Raw genomic sequence first — 18,609 nt, forward strand, 5'->3', positions numbered from 1 at the left:
CTCAGACCCTGGCGTGGGCGAGGCTGGCGACGCGCGAGACGCCGACGGTCCGGGTGTAGCACCACCAGGTCAGGACGAAGCAGGACACGTAGAAGGCGCCGAAGGCGGCCAGCGCCGTCGCCGGGCTGCCGGTCTGCGCGAACGACATGCCGAACGCCCGGTTGATGAGGAATCCGCCGAGCGCGCCGACCGCGGAGATGATGCCGATCGCCGCCGACGCCTGTCGCTTGCCGTACAGGAGAGCCTCCTCGCCCTCGCCGCGCTCGGCGACCGCCTTCGCCTGGAAGATCGCGGGGATCATCCGGTACGTCGAGCCGTTGCCGATGCCCGCGGTGATGAACAGTGTCTGGAAGGCCAGGAAGAACGGCCAGAACGCGCCCGAGTCGACGGCGAGCCAGACCAGCGTGACGCCCACGCCCATGCCGGCGAAGTTCCACAGCGTGACCGGCGCGCCGCCGAGGCGGTCGGCCAGCCAGCCGCCGACGGGCCGGATGAGGGAGCCGACCAGCGGCCCGACGAAGGCCACCGCCGCCCACGGGGAGTCCGGGAACAGGCTCTTGGCCAGCAGCGGGAACGCCGTCGAGTAGCCGATGAACGAGCCGAACGTGCCGATGTAGAGGAACGACATGATCCAGGTCTGCGCCCGTCCGGCGACAGCGAGCTGCTCGCGGGGGCTGGCCTTGGCGCTGGTCAGGTTGTCCATGAAGAACCAGGCGCAACCGGCGGCCACCAGGATGAACGGCACCCAGAACCAGCCGGCCGCCGCCAGCCCGAGCCCGCCGATCACCAGCGGCATGACGAGCTGCACGGAGCTGACGCCGATGTTGCCGCCGGCCGCGTTGAGGCCGAGGGCGACGCCCTGCTTGGAGCGGGGGTAGAAGTAGGTGATGTTGGCCATGCTGGAGGCGAAGTTGCCGCCGCCGACCCCGGCCAGCGCCGCGATCACCAGGAACAGCCAGTACGGCGTGCCCGGGTTGTTCACCGCCACCCCGAGGAGCACCGCCGGGATGAGCAGCATGAGCGCGCTGAAGGTGGTGAAGGTACGCCCGCCGAACCTGGCCGGGCCGAAGGTGTAGGGCACCCGCAGCGCCGAACCGATCAGGTTGGGCAGCGCCACCAGCCAGAAGAGCTGGTCGGTGGAGAAGTCGTAGGCGCCCATCCTGGTCGCCACGATGCTCCAGAGCGTCCACACGGTGAAGCCGAGATGCTCGGCGAAGATCGAGAAAGCGAGGTTCCGCCGTGCGATCCTCTTCCCTCTGGTCTCCCAGAAGGTCTCGTCATCGGGGTGCCATTCGGCGAGCCACCGCGCCATCATCTCCTCCTACGCTCGATCTTTCTGGCTGCGAGCCTAGGAAAGGCGGGTTACGCACTCTGACGGTCCGTGGCGGTGCTCCGGTTACGTGTGTCGCACGCCTGTAACAAAGCGCACACATGGGTAACGAGCGAAACACGGCCGCAACAATCGCGCTGTGAGAACCAGGGAACGGGGCCTCGAAGGCAAGGTCCTCACGGAGGGGCGCGCTTCGCGCGACGGGGTTCGGGCTGTGACAGTGGGGGAGCCGAGCTCCCCCACACCCCCTGGCCGGGTGCCTCCGGCCCCGGACCCCCGAGCGCCGGCCACCTCGACGGGCGAGAGGCCGGCCCGTGTCTCGTCGGCGCTACGGTGGTCCTGCGCATCGGCTCACCGGATACCGGCAGGCCCGGCTATCACAACCTGCCGAATGGCGGTAGGGGCGGCCGGTCTCTCGCTGCTCCGCGACCGGGATAGGCGTGGTCAGGTCGCAGATGTCGCGAGCGTTTTGATCGTGAAGTCGATTGCTGTGGCGAGCCGTTGGGCGTCGTGTCCGACGCGTTCGCGTACGCGTAGTCCGAGCACCGTCGTGAACAGCAGCTCCGCTGCGGTGTCGACGTCCAATGCGGCGGGCAGGTCGCCGTCGCGGATGCCGCGGCGTAGCAGTGACGCCAGGGTTTTCCTGGTGACTTCGAACGCGGCCTCGGTCCTCTGCTGGACCTCGGGGTCGGTGGTGCCGAGTTCGGCGGCCGTATTGACCACGAAGCAGCCGCGACCGGCCTCGTGGCTGATCATCCAGATCAACCACTCTCGCAGGACTTCGAGGCTGGGACCGGCGGCGCTCAGCTGCTCTTCGGCTTGCGTGGACTCCGTCGCCCGATAGTGGTCCAGCGTCCGCAAGAACAGTGTGCGCTTGTCGTTGAAGGTCCGATACAGGCTGCTTTGCTTGAGTTTGAGCTCGGCGCCTAGGTCGCGGACGGACGTGGCGTTGTAGCCGCGACGCCAGAACAGGTCGGTCGCCTTGGCGATCACGTCTTGCTCGTCGAACTCCCTGGGCCGTGCCATGCTCGCCACTCTATCAAGGTTGTGGAGCGATCGCTCCCGTATTAAGGTTTGCCGTCATATGGGAGCGACCGCTCCCGAATAAGAGGGGAGACACGACGTGACGGCAACGGACCCCACGACGACCCGGCGAGACGCGTCAGCGAAGAATCATTGGATCGCGGTGTCCGCCGTGGCCTTCGGCACATTTCTCCTGGTGACGGCCGAGCAGCTCCCCATCGGACTGCTCACCCCCGTCGGATCGGCGCTGTCGGTCTCTGAGGGTGCGGCGGGCTTGATGGTCACGGTTCCCAGCATCGTCGCCGCCGTCGCGGCACCATCGGTCCCGGTACTCGTCGGCAGGATGGATCGCCGGCTCTTGCTCGTCGCCTTGATGGGACTCATGACGCTCGCTAACCTGGCCTCCGCCCTGGCCCCGAACTATCCACTTCTGATCACCGCCCGCGTGCTGGTAGGGGTGGCGATCGGCGGATTCTGGGCCATCGCCGGCGGTCTGGCCGTCCGGCTCGTCCCCGCCCCGCTCGTGCCGCGGGCCACGGCGATCATCTTCGGCGGCGTCGGGGCCGCGAACGTCTTCGGCGTCCCCATCGGCACGATGATCGGCGGGCTGGCGAGCTGGCGGATCGCGTTCGGCGCCTTGAGCGCCCTCGCACTGGTCGTGCTGGTCGCCTTGCTGGCCGTGCTGCCACCGTTGACCGCTGCTCAACCCGTCGGCCTGCGGCGGCTGACCGATCAGTTCCGCAACCAGGGCGTCCGGATCGGCATCCTGGCGACCTTCCTGATCGTGACCGGCCACTTCGCGGCCTACACGTTCATCAGCCCCGTGCTGCAGGATCTGTCCGGCATCGACGCGCAACTCGTCGGGCCACTGCTGTTCGGATTCGGCCTGGCAGGCGTGGCAGGGAACTTCATCGCGGGTGCCGCCGTGGCGAAACGGCTCCATCGGACGGTGCTGTCCATCGCCGCCGCCTTGGGGGTTACCGTGCTGCTCTACCCCCTAGCAGGGCTCACCGCCGCAGGCGGGGTGACGCTGCTCGTCGTCTGGGGCCTGGTGTACGGCGGGGTCTCCACGAGCCTCCAGACATGGATGATCAAGTCCGCGCCACAAGCGGTCGAGGAAGCCTCCGCCCTGTGGGTGGCGGTGTTCAACCTCTCGATCGGTCTCGGCGCGCTGGCCGGCGGCACAATCGTCGATGCCCTGCCACTCCAGGGCATCCTCTGGCTCGCCGGCGTGCTCGTCCTGGCGGCCGGGCTGGCAGTGTGGAGTGCGCGCCGGAACGACAGCCTTCGATGACACCCATCTCGCCAATCTGCGGCGATGACGTTTGCCGCGCATCGAATTCGGATTTTCCAAGACCCAGTACCCCGTCGACTGGTTATCCCGCACGATGCTGGAGGTCAGCGGCGCCGCCGGGCAACGCTCGCGGCGTAGCCAGGGCGGGTGTTTCCCGCGGCTTGGGCCCATTCGGTGGCGGTCGAGATGTGCAGGCCGAGGAGCTTGCTGACCACGACTGGGGGCAGTTGTGAGGCGAGGTCCATGAGGGCCGTACTGCGTCCGGGGCGGCTGTGTGCTCCGACCGCGTTGAGCAGTTGGTTCAGACTGGCCGGGTGCATGTGCTGGTTGGCGTACTGGCCGGGGAAGAGCCAGCGGTGGCCGGTTTCCCCGAGGACGGCCGCATGGTGATCAGCGGTGGCCAGTTCGCGGAGGAGGTCGGCCAGGGGTGCGGGCACATCGACGGGTCGGATTCCGAGTTGTAGCCGCATCTGGCCGGGGTCGTCGATGATCTGGTCCCCGGTCAGGGGCGCAATCCGGCTGACGGTCTGGCCGTAGAGCAGGACGAGGCAGCCTGCGACGCGGACGCGGGTGTCGAGACTGTCGTCGTGCAGGAGCCGGTGGACGATGCTCCAGCGTTCGTCGTCTTCGATGGCGGACTGGCCTCGGCCAGATCGGTCGGGGCTCGGGAAGATGACGTCCTTGAGGTAGTGCTGCTTGGTCGCCCAGCTGATGAACCGGCGGCTCTCCGGTCGGCCGGGGCCGTCGGAGGTGAGCCAGGCGTCGAGGTCGGCCTGGGTGCAGGTGGGCAGGGTGCGGTCGTGGTCGCGCACCCAGCTAAGGAAGCGGATCGCGGACCGGATCTGGGTTCGTGGTGGGGCTACCTGGCCGTAGCTCAAGGGTCTGCGGGCTGCGGCTCGGCGCAGTTGTCGAAGAACGGACCAGGTGCCGAAGCTGCGGATCAGCTTCTCGTCGTCGCGTTCTTCGACCTGGTTGACGATCTTTGTCAGCCAGGTCTCGAACGTGATGAGGTATTCGTCACGGGGAGGCAGGAGGCCCGCAGCGACGAGCGCGGCCCTGAGGCTGGCGACGTCCCGGGAGGTGCCAAGCTGGTCAAGGAAGTGGTGGTCGAGGCCGCTGCCTGCCTCGCGGAGCCGCCGGAGCTGGTGGCGCTTGCTGGTCCTCTCCAGAAGGTTGAGCAGCGGCAGAGGGCGGCCGGCGGTGAGGGCTTTGACGATGCCTTCGAGGTCGGCGCGGATGGCGCCTTCGGGGTCGGCGAACAGGTCACGCAGCCAGCGGATCGCGGCGCAGCGGTTGCAGAGCCGGTCGTGATACAGGTGCTCGACGGTGCCGCAGGTCCGGCATTCACGGACGAACCGAATGTCGGCGCGATAGCAGTTACGGCAGATCGGCCCGTCGGGAGTCCGGGTGATGACGCGGGAGTCACGGCCGCAGGTCGAGCACGGCTCGGTGGTCTCTCCGCACGCCTGGCAGAGTGCGCCGCCGTCATCGGCCCGGTAGGCGATCAGCCGGACGTTTCCGCAGCGGACGCATGGCGCCTTGGAACGTGAGCAGGACGGGCAGATCGGGCTGGCGGTCGCGGACCGGTAGCAAGGTTTGGACTTGCCGCACCGTGAGCAAAGCGCGACCGGCTCGGTGTGGCAGGACCTGCACAAACGTGTCCCGTCCTGGCGGGGTCGGCACAGGGCACGGCGCCCGCATTCGCCGCACGTCTCGTGGTTGGCGGGGTCGGCTTTGGTACACCGATCGCAGACCGGATCGCCGTCGGGGGTCCTGGAGGCGATGTCACCGACTTCGCCGCAGCTTCCGCAGGTGCGGCGAAGGCCGATGGCGTAGCAACGGCGGCAGCAGCGCAGGCCACCGTGCTTGAACCTCAGTGGAAGGGTGCGGCCGCAGACCGGGCAGGCCGGCGCGATGATCGAGCGAGCGCCGCGGCTGATCAGGGCTTCGATTAGCGCGATCACCCGCGGCGATCTCGGCGCGCTCCGTGACCTGCCTGCGGTACGTTGCCGGGGTGCTGAAGGTGCGCGTCACCGGCGTCCTCATCGAAGACGAGCGGATTCTGCTGCTGGACCAGGACACCGACACCGGCCGCTCCTGGTCCTTGCCCGGCGGGACGCGGACCGGCGGCAGCCTCGGTGCCGCCGACGGCGCGGACACAAGACCGATCCGGGGCGTGCGCTTCGTGCCCGTCAGCGACCTGCCGTCGCTGGGATTCAGCCGCCGCTTCACCGAGCTCGCCCAGGCCGGATTCCCCGGAGCCGGCTCCTACATGGGCGCCAAGTCCACCATCGGGCTGTGAGCCGAGCAGCTCAAGAGCGCCGACGATGCGGCCGTCCGGAACAGGCGCTCGGCCGTGCCGCCAGGACGAATGCGGTCGCATGCTGCTCGTCGTGTGTCGGATGCTCCTGGCGGGCGACCGTCCAGAACGGGCCCTGCCGGCCCAGCGACGGGCAGGTGGCGGGCCGGAGGGCCATCGGGTCCGAGGGGCGGGGGAGTGTGGGGTCAGGGTTGCGTGTGGCGGTCCAGGCCGAGCGTGGCGATGAGGTCCTCGTGGAGCTCGAACCAGACGCGATGGCAGGAGTCGACGTCGGTGCGGTCCACCCAGGCGCTCTCCCCGGCTCGGGCGCGCGCCAGAGCTGTGGTGAAGCGCGTGTCGTAGCCGCGGAACCGTGTGAGGACGCCCCCGAGCCGGTCCGCGAGCGGCCCGAGCGCGCGGTCGATGCCGGTGAGCTCGTGGAGGACCCCGGCGTCCCAGACGGGGTCGGAGTGGTCGTTGACGGCGAGCCGATCCCCGGCGGTGGGCCGGAGTTGCCAGTCGGTGCAGGCTCGTAGCAGGAGCGCGTTCAGCGGAAGGAACGCGCGGTAGGCGTCACGGACCTCGTCGGCGCCGCCGACGCGGGCGAGCTCGGCCGCGAGCCGGCGCTCGTCCTCCGCCCGGCCCCGTTCGGTCAGCGACCAGCCCCCGGTGCCGGCGAAGGCGGTGTGCTCGACCCAGCCACGTGCTTCGGCGTCGAGCAGCGCCTCTCTCGTCTCGGCCGGGTCGAGGCCGTACCGCTGAGCGATCACCGGGGTGTCCGCGAACCCGGTGATGCGGACGGCGTGCAGGGCCAGGAGGTCGGGCGGAGAGTCCGGCGTCACGAGTCGGCGTCCTGCCGTGCCGTCAGGCGGTTGTAGTGCTGCTGGCACGCCTGCGGGGAGTTGAACCCCATCGCCTGCGCCATCTGGGCCCAGGTCAGTCCCGCGCTCCGGGCTATGAACAGCAGGGCGGATTCGAGTCCTTCGACTTCGGCGCGTGCGGCGGGCAGGAGGGTGAGCGTGCTCAGGATGTCCTCCGGGTCCAGGTCGGCGTGGCGCCAGACGGCGAAGTGCGCGAGGTCGACCGCCGTCGGCGGGGCGGGCGGGGGTCGCCACGGACGGGCGTCGAGCGCGTCCGCGCCCAGGCCCAGAAGACGCTGTTGCGCCTCGTGCTCACGCCGGGCCCGGATGTGGTCGGCGTGCGCCGGGTGAGCGAGGTCCTGCTTGCGTGACATGCCACCTACGATCCATACTCAACAAAATATTGTCAATAATTTATTGAAAGGCCGCGGATGATCCTACCCCTCAGGGAGGCTGTCGCCGATACCTGCGGAGGCAAGGCCGGCGCACTGGGCGCGCTGCTCCGCGCGGGCCTGCCGGTTCCCGACGGCTTCGTCGTCTCGTTCTCCGCCTACCTCGCCGCCGTCCGCGACCTGGACCTCGGACGGTTCGCGGGCGAGCCGGACGGTCTTGACGCCGTGCGGCAGGGGATCGAGACCCGCCCCCTCCACGCCGACGTGATCGACGCGCTGGGACGCGCACTCGACGGGCTCGGCGACCCGCCTGTGGCGGTGAGATCATCGGCGTCGAACGAGGACACCGGTCAGGCATCGGCGGCCGGTCAGCACGAGAGCTTCCTCGCCGTGCACGGGGCCGGCGAGGTCGCCGACGCCGTACGCGCCTGCTGGGCCTCGCTGTTCTCTCCACGTGCCATCGGCTATCGGGCCGTCTCCGGCCGCGACGAGCGGCCGTCCGACGATCCTGCGATGGCCGTCATCGTCCAACGCCATCTGGACGCCGAGGTGTCCGGGGTCATGTTCACACCCGCGGGCCCGGACGACGCGACCCGGATCGAGGCGTCGTGGGGCCTGGGCCCCACCGTCGTCGGGGGCACGGTCACCCCCGACACCTACCGCGTCGCCGGCGACGGGTCGGTCACACGCACCGTCGCCGACAAACCGGACCGCCTCGACCGGCGCGGCACGCGGCTCGTCGTCAGCGACGTGCCCGCCGGCATCCGGGACCGACCGGCTATCGACGACGCGACCGCCACGCGGCTCGCCGAGCTGGGCGAGGAGGTCGCCGCCGTGATGGGCGGGCCGCAGGACATCGAGTGGGCGATCCTCGACGGCCGCGCCTGGATCCTGCAAGCACGACCGGTCACCGCCGCACCCCCACCGCCACCACCACTCCGACCTTCCGCAGCCTCGGGGCCCGCAGGCGCCACACTCACCGGGACACCCGGCAGTCACGGGACCGCGACCGGCGCCGCGAGGATCGTCCGCGGTCCCGGAGACTTCGCGCGCGTGCACCGGGGCGACATCCTCGTCTGCCCTTACACCGACCCCGCGTGGACGCCGCTGCTGCGCATCGCCGCCGGCGTCGTCACCGAAACGGGAGGCGTGCTCTCCCACGCCGCGATCGTCGCCCGTGAGCACGCCATCCCCGCCGTCCTCGGCGTCCCGAACGCGACGAGCAGGCTCCACGACGGCACCCTCATCACCATCGACGGCACCAACGGCATCGTCACGACGACCAACGCCTCATGACGACGCGACACCTCTATCTGGCACGCCACGGCGCGGCCGACGCGTTCGGGGAGCTCACCGGCGACGGGCGCCGGCAGGCGGGCCTGCTGGGCGAACGGCTCGCCGGCCTACCGATCGACGCCGTGTGGCACTCTCCGCTGCCACGCGCCGTGGCGAGCGCACACGAACTCGCCCGGCACCTGCCGGGCGTGCCCGTGGCCGAGGCCGTCGAACTGGTCGATCATGTGCCCTACGTTCCCAGCACGGCCGAGACACCCCCGTCCTGGACCGGCTTCTTCGACGGCTACGACGACGCCGAGGCGGCCTCGGGCCGAAGGCTCGCCGAGGCGCTGGTCGCCCGGTTCGCGAAGGCACCCGACATGACCACGACAGGGACCCGGCCCGACACGCACGACGTCCTGGTGACGCACGCCTACCCGATCGCGTGGCTGGTGCGGCAGGCCTTGGACGCGCCGCCATCCCGGTGGCTCGGGCTGAACAGCGCCAACACCGCGCTGACGGTCATCGAGTACCGGACCGGCCTGCCGCCCACGATCGTGATGTTCAACGACATGAGCCACCTCCCGGCCGACCTGCGCTGGACCGGATTCCCGAACGGCATGAGGCCGTGAAGCGGATCCCGGTCGCCGGGGCCGGCTCTACGGTCTCAGCCGGCCGGCTCGGGACTCCAGGTAGCGCTGCTCGGCGAGGCTCGCTGTGGCCTTCGCGGCGCGCCGGTAGTGCTCGTACGCCCCGGCCGGGTCGCCGGTCTCCTCCAGCAGATGCGCCCGTACGGACAGCAACCGGTGATGCCGGGCCATCCGCTCGTCACCGTCCAAGGTGGACAGCAGGGCCAGGCCGGCCGCCGGGCCCTCGATCTCGGCGAGCGCGATCGCCCGGTTCAGGGTGACCATCGGGTTGGGCGCTATCCGTTCCAGGATGAGGTAGAGGGCGTGCACCTGCGGCCAGTTTGTCTCCTCGGCCGTGGCCGCGTCGGCGTGCGTGGCGGCGATGGCGGCCTGCAACTGGTAGGGCCCCAGCGCCGGGCCGGCCAGCGACGCCTTGACCAGCTCGCTGCCCTCCTCGATCAGCGCGCGGTCCCACCGCGTACGGTCCTGCTCGTGCAGCGGCACCAGGTCGCCGGCCGCGGTCGTCCGTGCCTCCCGGCGGGCGTGGGTCAGCAGCATCAACGCGAGCAGCCCGGCCACCTCACCGTCCTCGGGCAGTTGCGCGTGCACCATCCTGGTCAGCCGGATGGCCTCGCGCGCGAGGTCGGCGCGGTGCAACTCGCTGCCCGAGGAGGCCGTGTAGCCCTCGTTGAAGATCAGGTAGAGCACGTGCAGGACGACCCGCAGCCGCTCCTCGCGCTCCGCGCCGTCCGGCAGGCTGAACGAGCTGCCGGCGGCCTTGATGCGCTGCTTGGCCCTGCTGATCCTGACCGCCATCGTGGCCTCCGGCACCAGGAACGCGCGGGCGATCTCGGCAGTGGTCAGGCCGCCGACCGCCCGCAGCGTCAGGGCGGTCTGGGAGGGGGCGGTCAGCGTCGGATGGCAGCACAGGAACAGCAGGACGAGCGTGTCATCGGTGTCCGGCACGTCCTCGGGCACCACCTCGCCGGCCGTCGCCGACTCCCGCTCGCGCCGCGCGTGGTCGCTGCGTATCTGGTCGATGAACCGCCGGGACGCGACAGTCACCAGCCAGCCACGTGGGTTGCCCGGCACCCCCTCGGCCGGCCACTGCACGGTGGCGGCGAGGACGGCCTCCTGGACAGCGTCCTCGCACCCTTCGAACTGGCCGTACCGGCGGATCAACGTGCCGAGGACCTGCGGCGTGAGCTCACGCAGCAGGTCCTCGATGGCTGGTGCTGTCATGCCTCCAATTGTCCGTCAGCGAACATCACCTGCCGCACCTCGATCCCCAGCCCCTCGATCGCGGCGTCCGGGATCTGCGCCGCCAGCTCGATCGCCCGCTCCTTGTTCTCGCAGTCGATCAGGTAGAAGCCGCCCAGATACTCCTTCGCCTCCAGGAAAGGGCCGTCGGTCACGACCGGCTGTCCGTTGCGCACGGAGACCACGGCGGCCTGTGACGGGTCGACCAGCGCCTGCGTGGTGATCAGCTCGCCGGACTTCTTCACCGCCTCCATGAACCTGCCGTGGCCGGCACCGATCGCCGCCTTCTCCTCGTCGGTCAGCGCGTCCAGCACGTTCGGGTTGATGTGCATGCTGATCAGGAACTTCATCTCGTACTCCTCGTGGTTCGCGAGCCCGGCCGGGCCCTTCGACTGGTTGGTCGGAGCCGCCCCCGTCGTCTTGACATCCCCGGCCGAACGTTCGCATGAGTCTTCGCTTCCGTACCCATGTCAAGAAGCTCCCGGTCGCTCCGACCAACCGGCGAAACGTCAAGAGAACAGGAGTTTTTGGTATGCGAGTCAACCGGGCATGGCTGGGAGTGGCCGTCCTCATGTTGCCGACCCTGCTCGTCGCGATGGACATGACGGCGTTGCTCCTCGCGCTTCCCCAGCTGAGCGCCGAGCTGGGGGCCACCAACGTTCAGCAGCTGTGGATCAGCGACAGTTACGGGTTCATGGTCGCCGGCCTGGTCATCACGATGGGTACGCTCGGCGACCGGATCGGCCGCCGGCGGCTGCTGATGATCGGTGGAGCGGCGTTCGCGGTGCTGTCGGTCGTGGCCGCCTTCGCGACCGGCCCGCTGACGCTGATCGTCGCGCGGGCGCTGCTGGGCGTCGCCGGCGCGACCCTGGCGCCGTCCACGCTCGCCCTGATCACCAACATGTTCCGCGACGGACGACAGCGCGGGACGGCCATCGCGATCTGGGCCACCTGCCAGTTCACCGGCGGCGCGCTCGGCCCCGTCCTCGCCGGACTCCTGCTCCAGCACTTCTGGTGGGGATCGGTGTTCCTGGTGGCCGTGCCGGCGATGGCGTTGCTGCTGCTCGCCGGGCCGTTCCTGCTGCCGGAGTTCCGCGACAATCACGCCGGCCGGCCGGACCTGGCCAGCGTCGGGCTGTCGCTCGTGGCGGTGCTCCTGACGGTCTACGGGGTCAAGCAGTTGACCGTCGAGAGCGTGCCGGTCGTGCCGGCGGTGGCCCTCGTCGCCGGCGCGGCCATCGGGTCGCTGTTCGTCCGCCGGCAACTGCGGCTGCGCGTGCCGCTGCTGGACCTGCGGCTCTTCCGCAACCGCCCGTTCACGGCCGTACTCGTCGCGCTGGTCCTCGCCGGGATCGCCATGGCCGGGACGGGCCTGCTGGTCACCCAGTACCTGCAGAGCGTGCTGGGCTTCTCGCCGGTCGCGTCGGCGGTGCTGTTCGCGCCGATGGGTCTGGGCGTGGCGGCCGGCACCATGGCCGCGCCGGCGCTGGCCCGGCGGATGAAGCACACGACCGCCATCGCCGGCGGACTGGTGGGGTCAGCGCTGGGCGGCCTGCTGCTGGTCGGCGTGGACGGTGCGCGCGCCCTGCCGCTGGTCATGATCGGCATCACCGTGCTGGCGCTGGGCACCGGCCCGCTGTTCGCGCTGGGCACCGGGCTGGTCGTCGGGTCCGTGCCACCGGAGCGCGCCGGCTCGGCGGCGTCGATGTCGGAGACCGGCAACTACCTCGGCGGTTCGCTCGGCTTCGCGCTGCTCGGCGTGGTCGCCGCAGTGGTGTACCGCGGCCGGATGGACGGCACGTCCGACTCGCTGGCTGGCGCGGTCGCCGCCAGCGGGCGCCTTCCCGCCGCTCAAGGCGCGGAGCTGCTGCGCGCCGCGCGGGAGGCGTTCACCGCCGGCCTGCACGTCATCGGCGTCGTCGCCGCGGTCGTCTTCATCGCGTCGGCCGCGCTGATCCTGACCATGCGCCCGCCGACCCGGACCGCCCCGGCCGGACAGCCGGCGCTTGCCGACTACGAGGCGACTCGCCCGTAGCACCCTAGGCGGAGTCGAAGTGGCCGGAGAACGCGCGAGGATGAGCGGGCCCGAGCGCCGAGGCACAGCAGTCAGATGATGCGCACGATGGGCAGCGACCGGAACCGATCCACCAAGCCCTGCCTCATGTCATGGGCGATGCCCCCCGGTGTTCGACGCGGTCAGCAACATCGTCTGGATTAGGATCCCGAGGATCATGAACTCGCGGTAGCTGGAGCCGTGCACGGTGATCGCGCTGCCGAAGACGAATCCGAAGAGCAGCGCGAACGAGGTGGGCGCCGGCCGTTGTACGGCTGATCTCCGCGGCCTGGCCGATAACGATGGACTGGGTGGGGCGGGACTAGCCGCAAGACGCCGCGCACATCTTTGAGCCCGTCCTCAAGCCCGGACTTCGCCCGCGCTGGACTGTCACAGCGGGGACGCTCCCGAGCCGGGGCGTGACGTGGAGGTCGACCACTGGGTGCTCTTCGTGACGGAGGAGGCACCCGAAGACTGGGGTCAGCCCGTCGAGTACCGGGAGAAGATGCGAGGACGGCTGCGGGCCTTCCTGCCGGATGCCGTGATGGGAGAACATTTCGGCGGGTGGATGGCCAACAGGGACTTCGCGTTGTCCCATGACGACCCGATCAAGGGGGGACTTGGGGCGAGTGCGGAGCGTAGGGCGTTCGTAGGACGTGGATGCGGCCGCCGCGTTGTCCATGAGAGCCCGTGGCAGGTCAGGGCAGGGGCATGAGGCTGTGGGGCTTCCTTTGGACGGTCGGGCCAGACGACGGCGTTCAGCGTCGCGTCTGGCTGACCTCGTGCGCCTTGGCTGCGACGGCTGACCACCGCTGTCGCCGACTGATCGATCGCCATGCCCCGCCCGCCGAGGATGAGGGCATGACGGAGATCGTGACAGCGGACCGCGCCCGCAGCCAGGCCGGCGGCACCATCGCAGAGCTGCGACGGTTGGTCCGGGGACAATCACCCGGTGGCGCTGGACAGCGGCCTCGGCGAGACGTTGCCGGGGTTCACCGCCACCTCGCCGGTGCCGGTTGTCGTCCGCCCTGGACCTGGGTGCGGCCCACGCCCACGCCCGTACGTCCCGCGCGTTTCGGGTCTGCCCGTTCAGCCGGTGACGGTCCGCCAGGCCTGCTCCTCGACCAGCTCGCGGCTGCGCCAGCCGTCCGGGGTGCGGCACATACGGTGGTGATACCAGCCACCGCCCCGCAGCAGTCCGGGGGCGCCTGCCGCGACCATCTCCCGCGACGGGGCAAGCGTGTCGGTGAACGCGGCGCTCACCGCGGCCTCGTCCCGTCCTTCGAGGTCGGCCCCGTCGAAGCGGATGACGACGGAGCCGATCAGGTGCAGCCGGCCGGGCCACCCGGACAGCACCTCGGACAGCCAGGCCGTGACCTCGGCGCGGGTTCCCCGGATACCGCTCGCGGAGCGGTAGTCGATGACGGCGTCGGGGGTGAAGACGTCGTCGAGGAGATTCCACTGACCGGAGTCGACGGCGCGGGCGTAACGTCCCAGCAGGTCGATGATCTCCAGCCGGTCGGCGATCTGGCGGAGGTCCATCCTTGGATCTAACCAAACGCTTGGTCGACAAGCTAGGGGGTACAGATCGGCCGGCAAGGGCGTGAGCCGGCGGAACCGTCCGTGGCGGGTCAGCCCTGTGTGAAGGCGAGTGGCACGCCGCAGGCGTCTTCGGCGGCGACGTAGAACCCGTCAGGGGTGGTGTACGTCGTGATGGCGTTGCTCTCGGTGAGCTTGCGGGCGACGACGAGGTCGCTCACGGCGATGGTGTGAGCGGCCAGCAGGGGCACGGCGGCCGGGGTGTGTCCAGGCAACAGCTCGTGGAGCGCGGACTGCGGAACGATCTCTACGCGGCCGTGCCGCAGCGGCACTACCCGCTTGGCGCCGTCGATCCACACGTCGGCGTCGAGCATCCGGGCGTAGCGCTCCTCGTGGGAATCCACGTCGCCGTCAGGGACGACCATGAGCACGCTGTGCAGTCCGGTCGCGCCGTTGGGGTGGGTGAGGAAGCGCGGCTGGTGGACGTACTCGGGAGTGTGATGCTGGGTGGCCTGGAGCGCGCCCTCCGGGGTGTGCTCCGCGTCGATGCGGACGCTGTCGGCGCGGACGGTGCGCGGTCCTTCCGGGGTGGACACCTCCCGCTCCAGCGCGCGCACGCCGGTCGAGGCCAGCCCGGCGGCGTGCAGCCGGTCGGCGGTGGCCTGCACGTCACGGGAGCCGAGGGTCATCAGCAGACCAGGGTAGGTTGCGCGCAACTGATGGACGCCCCAGGGGTCGGGGGCGGTCGGGTCGACGACACCGAGCAGTTCGATGTACGAGTGGCCGAAGTAGGCGCACCGGTTGGCGGTGCAGGTGGGCAGGGGCGGGCCGCCGGGGCGTTCGGCCAGCATATGAGGAGAGGTCGGGCTGAGCGTGAAGCCGAGGGCCTCGAAGCGGGTTGAGGCCGCGGCGAGGTCGGTGGTGATGAGCACCGTGTGGTCGATGTAGTCGATGTCCGGGGTACCGGGCGAAGCGTTCACTCGTGGTCCTTCGGTGTCGTGGTGTGTCCGGGTGGTCCGCGGCCTACACGGCCGCGGCGCTGGCGGCGGCGATGAACAGCACCTGCAGGGCGGTGCGCACCGGCAGCGGGGTCACAGGCTTCCCGGCCAGAGTGAGGTCGCGGCGGGCGGCCGAGACGTTGGCTGTGAACAGGGCGACCATGAGCAGGGCGAGGCCGATTGCGGCGAACGGCGCCAGGGCCGGGATCAGCAGCCCGGCGGCGCCGGCCAGCTCCAGCACTCCGGTGATGGTCACCAGCAGCGCCGGATGCGGCAACACCTCGGGGATCATCGCGACGAAGTCACGCCGCCACGAGGGCAGGAAATGCGGCACGCCGGTCGTGACGAACATCAGGGCGAGAGCGCCCCGCAACGCGGGCTGCCAGCCGTCCAGGGCGTCGATGCCGACGAGGCCGAGCAGCCGCAGGACGGCAAACCCACCGATCAGGGCGATGAACGGAACCATCACGTCCCTCCAATCTTGTCATCGTAAAGACTGAAGGAGAGTCGCTATCTTGTCAACGTAAAGATAGAATGAGTCTGACCCTGTCGACCACAGAAAGCGCGGAGGTGAGGCAGATCAAGCAGACCGCCTACCACCACGGCAACCTTCGGCGCGCCATCATCGACGCCGCTCTCGAGGCCATCACCGAATCCGGCCCCGCCGGATGGAGCCTGCGCGAGCTGGCCCGGCGCGCGGGCGTCTCGCACGCCGCCCCCGCTCACCACTTCGGCGACAAGACGGGACTCCTGACAGCCGTGGCCGCCGAGGGGTTCGAGGTGTTCGCCGACACCCTGGAACGAGCGGCCGAGAACGTCCTCGAAGTAGGAGTCGCCTATGTCCGCTTCGCGACCGGCCATCGGCCCTACTTCGAGGTGATGTTCCGGCCGGAGCTGTATCGCGTGGACGATCCCAGTCTGAAGGCGGCGCGTGAGCGCGCGGCTCATGTGCTCGTCACCAGCGCCGGCCGGTTGTCACCGAGCCCGGCGCAGGACCGCCTGACCACCATCGCCGCCTGGTCGCTGGCCCACGGCTTCGCCGGCCTGTGGCTGAGCGGCGCCCTGCCCGAGGCCACCCGCGACGATCCGGAGGCCCTGGCCCGCTCGGTGATCCAGCTCTTCATCGGCACGGCGCGTTGACCGACGAAACCGCGCTCCGCCCGATGGCGCCGTCATGCGGTCAGCGAGGGCCGGGTGGTGCGGCGGCACTGATGGATCACACCGAGGCCGAGTTCGGCACCCGGCGGCTGCCGACCAGCGGTGGGTCGGTCGGCGCCCACCCAAGTGTCGTGACGCTGCTGCGCCTGGGCGACCGGCATGGCAGCCCGGGCGCATTCCGCGTGACCAACCTACGACCTGTCGATGATCCCGAGCCGGCGGTCGTTCGGATCAAGGCGGCTGCTGAGCGACACCGAGACGCTGTGGCGGACGTACGAGCTGTTCACGCCCGGCAGGGGGCCGGAACAACGCCGCGAGCTGGACTTCCTGCCCACCACGGGACGCACGCTGACTTCGCTCCCCTCCGGCCGCTCGCAGTGGTGGATACTTGCACTGAGATGCGGTGTATGAAGGCTGTCACGCGTCTGGTGACCACTGTCGACGTCGACCACCGGCATGCCATGCCGTACGTGATCAGGCCGTCTGACGGCCTCTCGGCAAGGCGCTCCAGCACGAGACGGCGGGAGACCGCTTCACGCGCACTACACTCCCTGGACGGGTGCCGTTGTACGAGCCAGCCGCGTGAGGCGCGCCCCTCGTTCGGACCTGCCTTCCGTCCGTTACGAGCGGGCCGCCGCGATGATCATGACGAGGCCGAGCACCGCCAGGGCGAGGTTGGCGAACAGCGGCTGGGCGGCCAGGAGGTCCACCCGGGGCACGATCACCCGGTTGAAGAAGTTCAGGAACAAGCCCATGAACGGCTGGACGGCCAGATGGTCGATGGCGCCGCTGACGCCCTGGAGCAGCAGGATCAGACCGGTCACCTGGATGGCTTTGCGCATGATCGGACACTATGACCGGGTCCTCTCCCGGCGGATCGGTCATCGGGAGGGGGCCGGGAGACTTTCGTAGGGGGTGCCCTTCCGGGGGAAGCGGGCAGGGGAGAGGCGTGAGAGTGGTGGTCCTTTCCGACACGCACGCGCCCCGCCGCTGGCGCTCGTGCCCGCCCGGGGTGGCCGGGCACCTGCGCGGCGCCGACGTGATCCTGCACGCCGGGGACGTGTGCGTCGCCTCCGTGCTCGACGAGCTGGCGGCGTACGCGCCCGTCCACGTCGTCAAGGGCAACAACGACGGCCCGGACGTGACCGCGCCCGAGACGCTGGAGCTGACCCTGGACGGCCTGCGGGTCGGCATGATCCACGACAGCGGACCGGCCAAGGGCCGCCTGCCCCGGCTGCGCCGCCGCTTCCCCGGCGCGGACCTGGTGGTCTTCGGCCACTCCCACATCCCGATGGACGAGACGGGCGACGGCCTGCGCATCTTCAACCCGGGCTCGCCGACGGACCGCCGCCGCCAGCCCCACGGCACGGTCGGCCTGCTGACGATCGACCACGGCGCCCTCCAGGAGGCCCGGATCGTGCCTGTCACCCCATGAGGTACGGGGTCAGGCCGGGTTGACGCGGGTGGACTCGCGCAGGACGAGGCTGCACGGCACCGTGAGCACCCCGCGGGCCCGCGGTGCGCCGCCGATCGCCTCCAGCAGGTGCTCCGCCGCGATCCGCCCGATCTCGCCCAGGTTCATGTCAACGGTCGTCAACGGCGGGCGGCTGCCCTCCACCATGGGCTCCCAGTTGTCGAAGCCCACCACCGCCACGTCGTCCGGGATGCGCAGCCCCCGCTCCCGCAACGTCTCCGACACCCCCCGCGCGATCTGGTCGCTCCCGCAGAAGATCGCCTCCACGTCCGGGTGCGCCCGCAGCAGGATGTCGGCCCCCTGCCGCCCCCACTCCTCGGTCCACTCGCCGAACAGCGGCTCGCCCGCCGGCCGGGCGCCCGCCTCGGCCAGCGCCCCCGCCATGCCCTCCGCCCGCCGCCGGGCCGCCTCGAACCGCTCCGGGCCCGTCACGTGGCCGATCCGGGTGCGGCCGGTGGCGAGCAGGTGGCGGGCCGCGAGCGCCCCTCCGCCCCGGTCGTCGGGAATGACGGAGAAGTCGTCGTCCCCGGAGGACTGGGTCATCGCGTAGACCACCGGCACCGGCAGGTCCGCGCCGATGCTGGGCCGCGGCTCGGTGCGCCGGCCGGTGACGATGATGCCCTCCACGCGCCGCGCCAGCAGCCGCTCCACGTAGTGCTGCTCCCGGATCGGGTCGTCACGCGTGTCGCACATGAACACGGAGATCTGCCCCGCCCCGAGCGCGTCCTCCGCGCCCAGCATGACCGGGATGCTGAACCGGCCGAAGCTGTCGCCGGTCACCAGGCCCACCGTGTAGGTGCGGCCGGCCAGCAGGCCCTGCGCCAGCGGGTTCGGGCGGAACCCGAGGCGCTCGGCCGCGGCGCTAACCCGGGCCCGGGTCTCCTCGCGCAGCTTGCCGCGGCCGTTGAGCGCCTTGGAGGCCGTGCCGATGGAGACGCCGGCGGCCGCGGCCACCTCGCGGATGGTGACGACATGAGCCTGTTCAGAGGACAAACCTTTTCCTTTCCAACCACTCTCACTATAAG

Annotated in this window: 19 protein-coding genes; 7 read left to right on the forward strand and 12 right to left on the reverse strand. The window is 70.4% G+C overall.

All coding sequences use genetic code 11. From position 1 onward, the window contains the following. Position 1: 1 nt before the first annotated feature. Positions 2-1,315, reverse strand: a complete 1,314-nt coding sequence (locus MTP10_RS28165) for an MFS transporter (protein WP_310712746.1) — start codon at positions 1,313-1,315, stop codon at positions 2-4. Positions 1,316-1,774: 459 nt separating this feature from the next. Then, positions 1,775-2,356, reverse strand: coding sequence for a TetR/AcrR family transcriptional regulator (locus MTP10_RS28170; protein ID WP_310712748.1), 582 nt, complete (start codon positions 2,354-2,356; stop codon positions 1,775-1,777). A gap of 97 nt (positions 2,357-2,453) precedes the next feature. Here MTP10_RS28170 and MTP10_RS28175 point away from each other — a divergent pair, with 97 nt between their 5' ends. Continuing rightward, positions 2,454-3,647, forward strand: coding sequence for an MFS transporter (locus tag MTP10_RS28175; RefSeq protein ID WP_310712750.1), 1,194 nt, complete (start codon positions 2,454-2,456; stop codon positions 3,645-3,647). A gap of 104 nt (positions 3,648-3,751) precedes the next feature. Here the strand turns inward: MTP10_RS28175 and MTP10_RS28180 are convergent, their stop codons facing one another. After that, complete coding sequence (locus MTP10_RS28180) at positions 3,752-5,611, reverse strand: hypothetical protein (RefSeq protein ID WP_310712752.1); 1,860 nt, start codon at positions 5,609-5,611, stop codon at positions 3,752-3,754. Positions 5,612-5,661: 50 nt separating this feature from the next. Here MTP10_RS28180 and MTP10_RS28185 point away from each other — a divergent pair, with 50 nt between their 5' ends. After that, positions 5,662-5,949 (forward strand): hypothetical protein, encoded by a 288-nt coding sequence (locus tag MTP10_RS28185; protein WP_310712753.1) that lies wholly within the window; start codon positions 5,662-5,664, stop codon positions 5,947-5,949. A gap of 203 nt (positions 5,950-6,152) precedes the next feature. Here the strand turns inward: MTP10_RS28185 and MTP10_RS28190 are convergent, their stop codons facing one another. Further along, on the reverse strand, positions 6,153-6,788 hold the full coding sequence (locus tag MTP10_RS28190) for a transcriptional regulator (RefSeq protein WP_310712755.1): 636 nt from the start codon (positions 6,786-6,788) through the stop codon (positions 6,153-6,155). Next, on the reverse strand, positions 6,785-7,180 hold the full coding sequence (locus MTP10_RS28195) for a DNA-binding protein (protein WP_310712757.1): 396 nt from the start codon (positions 7,178-7,180) through the stop codon (positions 6,785-6,787). The genes MTP10_RS28190 and MTP10_RS28195 overlap by 4 nt, the downstream gene beginning before the upstream one ends. A gap of 57 nt (positions 7,181-7,237) precedes the next feature. Between MTP10_RS28195 and MTP10_RS28200 the strand changes: the two genes are divergently transcribed. Next, positions 7,238-8,494, forward strand: coding sequence for a PEP/pyruvate-binding domain-containing protein (locus tag MTP10_RS28200; RefSeq protein ID WP_310712759.1), 1,257 nt, complete (start codon positions 7,238-7,240; stop codon positions 8,492-8,494). Next, positions 8,491-9,105 carry a histidine phosphatase family protein gene (locus MTP10_RS28205; RefSeq protein WP_310712760.1) on the forward strand — a complete coding sequence of 205 codons (615 nt, stop codon included), beginning with the start codon at positions 8,491-8,493 and terminating at the stop codon, positions 9,103-9,105. The genes MTP10_RS28200 and MTP10_RS28205 overlap by 4 nt, the downstream gene beginning before the upstream one ends. A gap of 27 nt (positions 9,106-9,132) precedes the next feature. Here MTP10_RS28205 and MTP10_RS28210 read toward each other — a convergent pair whose 3' ends face one another. Both MTP10_RS28210 and MTP10_RS28215 read right to left on the reverse strand, forming a co-directional pair. Beyond that, the gene (locus MTP10_RS28210; protein WP_310712762.1) at positions 9,133-10,344 is read right to left on the reverse strand and encodes a DUF6596 domain-containing protein; all 1,212 of its coding nucleotides are present in this window, start codon (positions 10,342-10,344) and stop codon (positions 9,133-9,135) included. Further along, positions 10,341-10,712: a YciI family protein gene (locus tag MTP10_RS28215; RefSeq protein ID WP_310712763.1), complete on the reverse strand. Its 372-nt coding sequence runs from the start codon at positions 10,710-10,712 to the stop codon at positions 10,341-10,343. The genes MTP10_RS28210 and MTP10_RS28215 overlap by 4 nt, the downstream gene beginning before the upstream one ends. A 182-nt stretch (positions 10,713-10,894) precedes the next feature. Here MTP10_RS28215 and MTP10_RS28220 point away from each other — a divergent pair, with 182 nt between their 5' ends. Continuing rightward, entirely contained in the window at positions 10,895-12,397 is a 1,503-nt protein-coding gene (locus tag MTP10_RS28220) for an MFS transporter (RefSeq protein ID WP_310712764.1), read from the forward strand. A 1,107-nt stretch (positions 12,398-13,504) separates the two neighbouring features. On the opposite strand, the gene MTP10_RS28225 is transcribed toward MTP10_RS28220, so the two are convergent. The 3 genes from MTP10_RS28225 to MTP10_RS28235 form a co-directional block, all read right to left on the reverse strand. Then, entirely contained in the window at positions 13,505-13,957 is a 453-nt protein-coding gene (locus tag MTP10_RS28225) for a nuclear transport factor 2 family protein (protein WP_310712765.1), read from the reverse strand. Between the two features lie 89 nt (positions 13,958-14,046). Next, the gene (locus MTP10_RS28230) at positions 14,047-14,934 is read right to left on the reverse strand and encodes a VOC family protein (protein WP_310712767.1); all 888 of its coding nucleotides are present in this window, start codon (positions 14,932-14,934) and stop codon (positions 14,047-14,049) included. Between the two features lie 43 nt (positions 14,935-14,977). Further along, positions 14,978-15,418 carry a DoxX family protein gene (locus MTP10_RS28235; protein ID WP_310712807.1) on the reverse strand — a complete coding sequence of 147 codons (441 nt, stop codon included), beginning with the start codon at positions 15,416-15,418 and terminating at the stop codon, positions 14,978-14,980. 104 nt (positions 15,419-15,522) lie between these two features. Here MTP10_RS28235 and MTP10_RS28240 point away from each other — a divergent pair, with 104 nt between their 5' ends. Further along, positions 15,523-16,092: a TetR/AcrR family transcriptional regulator gene (locus tag MTP10_RS28240; protein ID WP_310712769.1), complete on the forward strand. Its 570-nt coding sequence runs from the start codon at positions 15,523-15,525 to the stop codon at positions 16,090-16,092. Between the two features lie 638 nt (positions 16,093-16,730). Here MTP10_RS28240 and MTP10_RS28245 read toward each other — a convergent pair. Continuing rightward, positions 16,731-16,952: a hypothetical protein gene (locus tag MTP10_RS28245; protein WP_310712770.1), complete on the reverse strand. Its 222-nt coding sequence runs from the start codon at positions 16,950-16,952 to the stop codon at positions 16,731-16,733. A 107-nt stretch (positions 16,953-17,059) separates the two neighbouring features. On the opposite strand from MTP10_RS28245, the gene MTP10_RS28250 reads away from it, so the two are divergent. After that, the gene (locus tag MTP10_RS28250; protein ID WP_310712772.1) at positions 17,060-17,545 is read left to right on the forward strand and encodes a metallophosphoesterase family protein; all 486 of its coding nucleotides are present in this window, start codon (positions 17,060-17,062) and stop codon (positions 17,543-17,545) included. A gap of 9 nt (positions 17,546-17,554) precedes the next feature. Here the strand turns inward: MTP10_RS28250 and MTP10_RS28255 are convergent, their stop codons facing one another. Further along, positions 17,555-18,577 (reverse strand): LacI family DNA-binding transcriptional regulator, encoded by a 1,023-nt coding sequence (locus MTP10_RS28255; protein WP_310712773.1) that lies wholly within the window; start codon positions 18,575-18,577, stop codon positions 17,555-17,557. Positions 18,578-18,609: the final 32 nt, after the last annotated feature.

This window comes from Nonomuraea sp. 3-1Str (assembly GCF_031570565.1).
GTDB lineage: Bacteria > Actinomycetota > Actinomycetes > Streptosporangiales > Streptosporangiaceae > Nonomuraea.